This window comes from Kitasatospora sp. NPDC007106, assembly GCF_040634455.1.
Classification (GTDB): domain Bacteria; phylum Actinomycetota; class Actinomycetes; order Streptomycetales; family Streptomycetaceae; genus Kitasatospora; species Kitasatospora arboriphila.
On the sequence record NZ_JBEYFP010000595.1, the window covers coordinates 1 to 3754 of the forward strand.

General features: G+C 72.7%; 4 protein-coding genes and 1 pseudogene. All 5 read left to right on the top strand.

The genetic code is table 11. The features are described 5' to 3' along the window. A pseudogene (locus tag ABZ641_RS29040) lies at positions 1 to 127 on the top strand (Hsp20/alpha crystallin family protein); the annotation flags it as partial. Between the two features lie 239 nt (positions 128 to 366). After that, the gene (locus tag ABZ641_RS29045; RefSeq protein ID WP_359986469.1) at positions 367 to 639 is read left to right on the top strand and encodes an STAS domain-containing protein; all 273 of its coding nucleotides are present in this window, start codon (positions 367 to 369) and stop codon (positions 637 to 639) included. Further along, the gene (locus ABZ641_RS29050; RefSeq protein WP_344624895.1) at positions 590 to 994 is read left to right on the top strand and encodes a DUF2267 domain-containing protein; all 405 of its coding nucleotides are present in this window, start codon (positions 590 to 592) and stop codon (positions 992 to 994) included. The genes ABZ641_RS29045 and ABZ641_RS29050 overlap by 50 nt, the downstream gene beginning before the upstream one ends. 60 nt (positions 995 to 1054) lie before the next feature. After that, a complete protein-coding gene (locus ABZ641_RS29055) occupies positions 1055 to 1453 on the top strand; it encodes a DUF2267 domain-containing protein (RefSeq protein WP_359986472.1) in 399 nt (132 codons plus the stop codon). A gap of 333 nt (positions 1454 to 1786) precedes the next feature. Further along, positions 1787 to 3754, top strand: a 1968-nt coding sequence (locus ABZ641_RS29060; protein ID WP_359986475.1) for a catalase, incomplete at its 3' end; no start/stop codon positions are given.

Sequence of the window (3754 nt, forward strand, 5' to 3'; positions counted from 1 at the left end):
CCCCGCCGGGATCAGCGCCGACTACGACGCCGGCGTGCTGACGCTGAAGATCCCGGTCGCGGAGAAGGCCAAGCCGCGGAAGATCGCGATCAGCCACGGCGGCGGCCGCAAGCAGATCCAGGCCTGACCCACCCGAACCGCCCCGGACGCCGGTGTCCCGCAAGGTCTCTCCCCCCGCCGACGCGGGGCACCGGCACCCACGGCCCACACCCGGCCGCACCGGTGGGCTCAGGGCGGGCCGTAGAGGTGGGACACGCCCAGCTCGACCGCGCCGCCGTTGTGACGGTGAAGGACGACATCGACGATGCCACCGCCCCGCAGTAGCGCCGCATCCCGGCGCGGACACTGCAGGCCGATCGGGACGTCGTGCTCGACCTCTCGGAGGCTACGTTCATCGACTGCGCAGCCCTGGGCGCGCTCGTGGCGGCCCGCGACCCGGCCGGCCGACAAGGTCGCCGACTCGTCCTGCGGGGAGCCGGGCCGTGCGTGGTCGGGCTGCTCCGTCTCACCGGCCTCGACGGCTACTTCGCCGTGGAACACAGACCCGCCGTCGGTACGGCCGCTTGCACGCAACGAGGAGAGACCCATGGTGACTCTTCGATGGGAAGCGTTCCTGGACCGCGTCCGGGAGCGCGGTGAATACGACACCACCGACGACGCCGAGCGGGCGGCGCGTGTCGTGCTGGCCCTGCTCGGCGCGCACCTGGTCGGTGACGTGCGCGCAGAGCTGGCCGCCCGCCTGCCCGAGACCCTCGCCCTGATCCTGCTCAACCCGCTGCAGGCCGCCGAACCGCTCGACCCGGACCGCTTCGTGCGCGCCACGGCCGCCTGGATCGACGGCGCCACCGAGACCACCGCGCTGTGGGACATCGGCGCCGTCCTGAGCACCGCGGCCGACGCCGCCGGCGACGACCTCACCGAACGCGTCCTGCTGCAACTGCCGCCCGGCTACGACATCCTCTTCGGCCGCCCCCAGCCCGGCCAACGCCCCTGAACAAGCCGAGTGCCCGCCGCCCACCGCTCGCAGGCACCCACTCCCGGAAGGCCACCGCCCATGACCCGGCACCGCCTCCTCCTCCAGCAGGTCCGTACCCTCGGCCGCTACAGCGACGACGAGGAAGCCCAGCGCGTCCTCGACACCGTCCTGGCCGTCCTCGGCTCCCAGCTCGCCGGTGAGGAGCGCTGCGACCTCGCCGCCCTCCTTCCGGAGCGGGACCGAGCCGTCCTCGCCTCGCAGATCCCGCTGCCCGAACCGGCCACCGCCCCGGCCTTCGTCGAGGCCGTCGCCCGCGCCCTGCACACCAGTCTCGCCTGTGCCCGCTGGGACACCTCCGCCGTCCTGGCCGCCCTCACCGACGTGGCGGGCGAGGAGCTGACCGACCGACTGCTCGCCCGGCTGCCCCGCGGCTACGCGCTGCTGTTCGGTCGGGCCGACCTCACCGTTGCGGCTTGACCCGGGACGGCACCACCAGCGTCGGCCACCCGGCCGCACGGCGTGGCAAGGGCCGGCACCGGCACCGGGCCGCGACATCCGGGTCCGAGCCCGGAGCCACGGTGGTGCGCCGCGACATCCACGAGGGCAAGGTGTAGTCGGCCCGGCCCTACCGGGCGCTCGCAGACACCGGCACCTGCGCCGGAGCTCACCTGCGGGCCGGGGCGGGCAGGAGACGCCATGGTGCGCGCTCGGGTGCGGGGCTCCGGACCACTCGTTTGCGCGGCGAGTCGTTTGGCGGCGGGGATCCGGGGTTACCCGGCATGGGTTAGAGGAGCCCCCGAGGAGGACGACGTGGCGGAGCCCGGACCGATGAAGAAGATCGTGGACAGAGTGGTGGAGGCCGCGGAAGGCATTCCGTCCGGCCAGCGACCGCGGATGCCCGGCGCGCCGAGCACCGAGCCGCCGCAGGTGGCGGAGCCCACCGAACCGAGGGCGCCGTTGCCCCCGAAGCCGGATCAGTTGGCGCCCGCCCCGCTGTCCGCCGCCGGACGGGACACCGGCGCGCCCGCGGACGCGGCCTCGCAGAACGGCGGCTACCTGACGACCGCCCAGGGCGTTCGGCTGCCGGACTCGGACCACTCGCTGAAGGCCGGCCCGCGCGGTCCGGTGCTGCTGCAGGACCACCACCTGCGCGAGAAGATCATGCACTTCGACCACGAGCGGATCCCCGAGCGTGTCGTACACGCCCGGGGCGCGGCCGCCCACGGCGTGTTCCGCGGCTACGGCACCGCCACCGGCGTCAGCAAGGCCGCCTTCCTCCAAGAAGGGGCCGAGACGCCGGTGTTCGTCCGGTTCTCCACCGTTCTCGGCTCGCGCGGCTCCGCCGACACGGTCCGGGACACCCGCGGCTTCGCCACGAAGTTCTACACCGGCGAGGGCGTGTTCGACCTGGTCGGCAACAACATCCCGGTGTTCTTCATCCAGGACGCGATCAAGTTCCCCGACGTCGTCCACGCCGCCAAGCCGCACCCCGATCGGGAGATCCCGCAGGCGCAGTCCGCCCATGACACGTTCTGGGACTTCGTGTCCCTGCACACCGAGGCCACCCACCACACGTTGTGGAACATGTCCGACCGGGGGATTCCCCGCTCCTACCGCATGATGGAGGGCTTCGGCGTCCACACGTTCCGCCTCGTCAACGCGGAGGGCGCAAGCACGCTGGTGAAGTTCCACTGGAAGCCGAAGGCCGGCGTGCACTCCCTGGTCTGGGAGGAGGCACAGCTGATCGCGGGCATGGACCCGGACTTCCACCGCCGCGACCTCGCGGACGCCATCGAGGCCGGCAGCTTCCCCGAGTGGGAGCTCGGCATCCAGACCTTCCCCGACACCCCGGAGCAGACGTTCGCAGGCATCGACCTGCTCGACCCCACGAAGATCGTCCCCGAGGAGCTCGCCCCGGTTCAGCCGATCGGCGTGCTCACCCTGAACGCCAACCCGACGAACTTCTTCGCCGAGACCGAACAGGTCGCCTTCCACCCCGGCCATCTCGTCCCGGGCATCGACGTCACCGACGACGCGCTGCTCGCCGGCCGGCTGTTCTCCTACCTTGACACGCAGATCACCCGGCTCGGCGGCCCGAACTTCGCGCAGATCCCGATCAACCGCCCCCACGCCCCCGTCAACGACATGCTGCGCGACGGCTTCCACCAGGACGCCGTGCACTCCGGCGTCGCCCCCTACAAGCCGAACTCGCTGGACGGCGGCTGCCCGTTCTTCGCCGGGCCGGGCGAGCACGCCTTCATCGAACACCCGGTTCCGATCGCCGCCGCGGCCAAGGTCCGCGAGGCGCCCGCGACGTTCGCCGACCACTTCAGCCAGCCGCGCCTGTTCTGGCTCAGCCTGAGCCCCGTCGAGCGCGAACACGTCATCGCCGCCTACACCTTCGAACTGTCCAAGGTCTACGAGCAGGCCATCAAGGAGCGGGTCCTGACCGTCCTGGCCAGGGTCGACGAGGTGCTCTGCCGCGAGGTCGCCCAGGGGCTCGGCCTGCCTGCTCCCCAGGCGCCGGCCGGCGCCCAGGTCGAGGTGGCGCCGAGCCCTGCCCTGTCCCAGGTCGGGCAGCGGTGGCCGGCCACCGGCCGGGTGCTCGGCATCCTCACCGCCACCACCAGCGACGTGGGCGTGGTGCGGCAGCTGCGGGAAGCCGCACGCGACGCCGGGCTGATGCCGTTGATCATCGCACCCACCGGGGCGCCGCTGGCGGACGACCTCGCCGTGCAGCGGACCTATGCCGCGGCCCGGTCCGTCGAGTTCGACGCC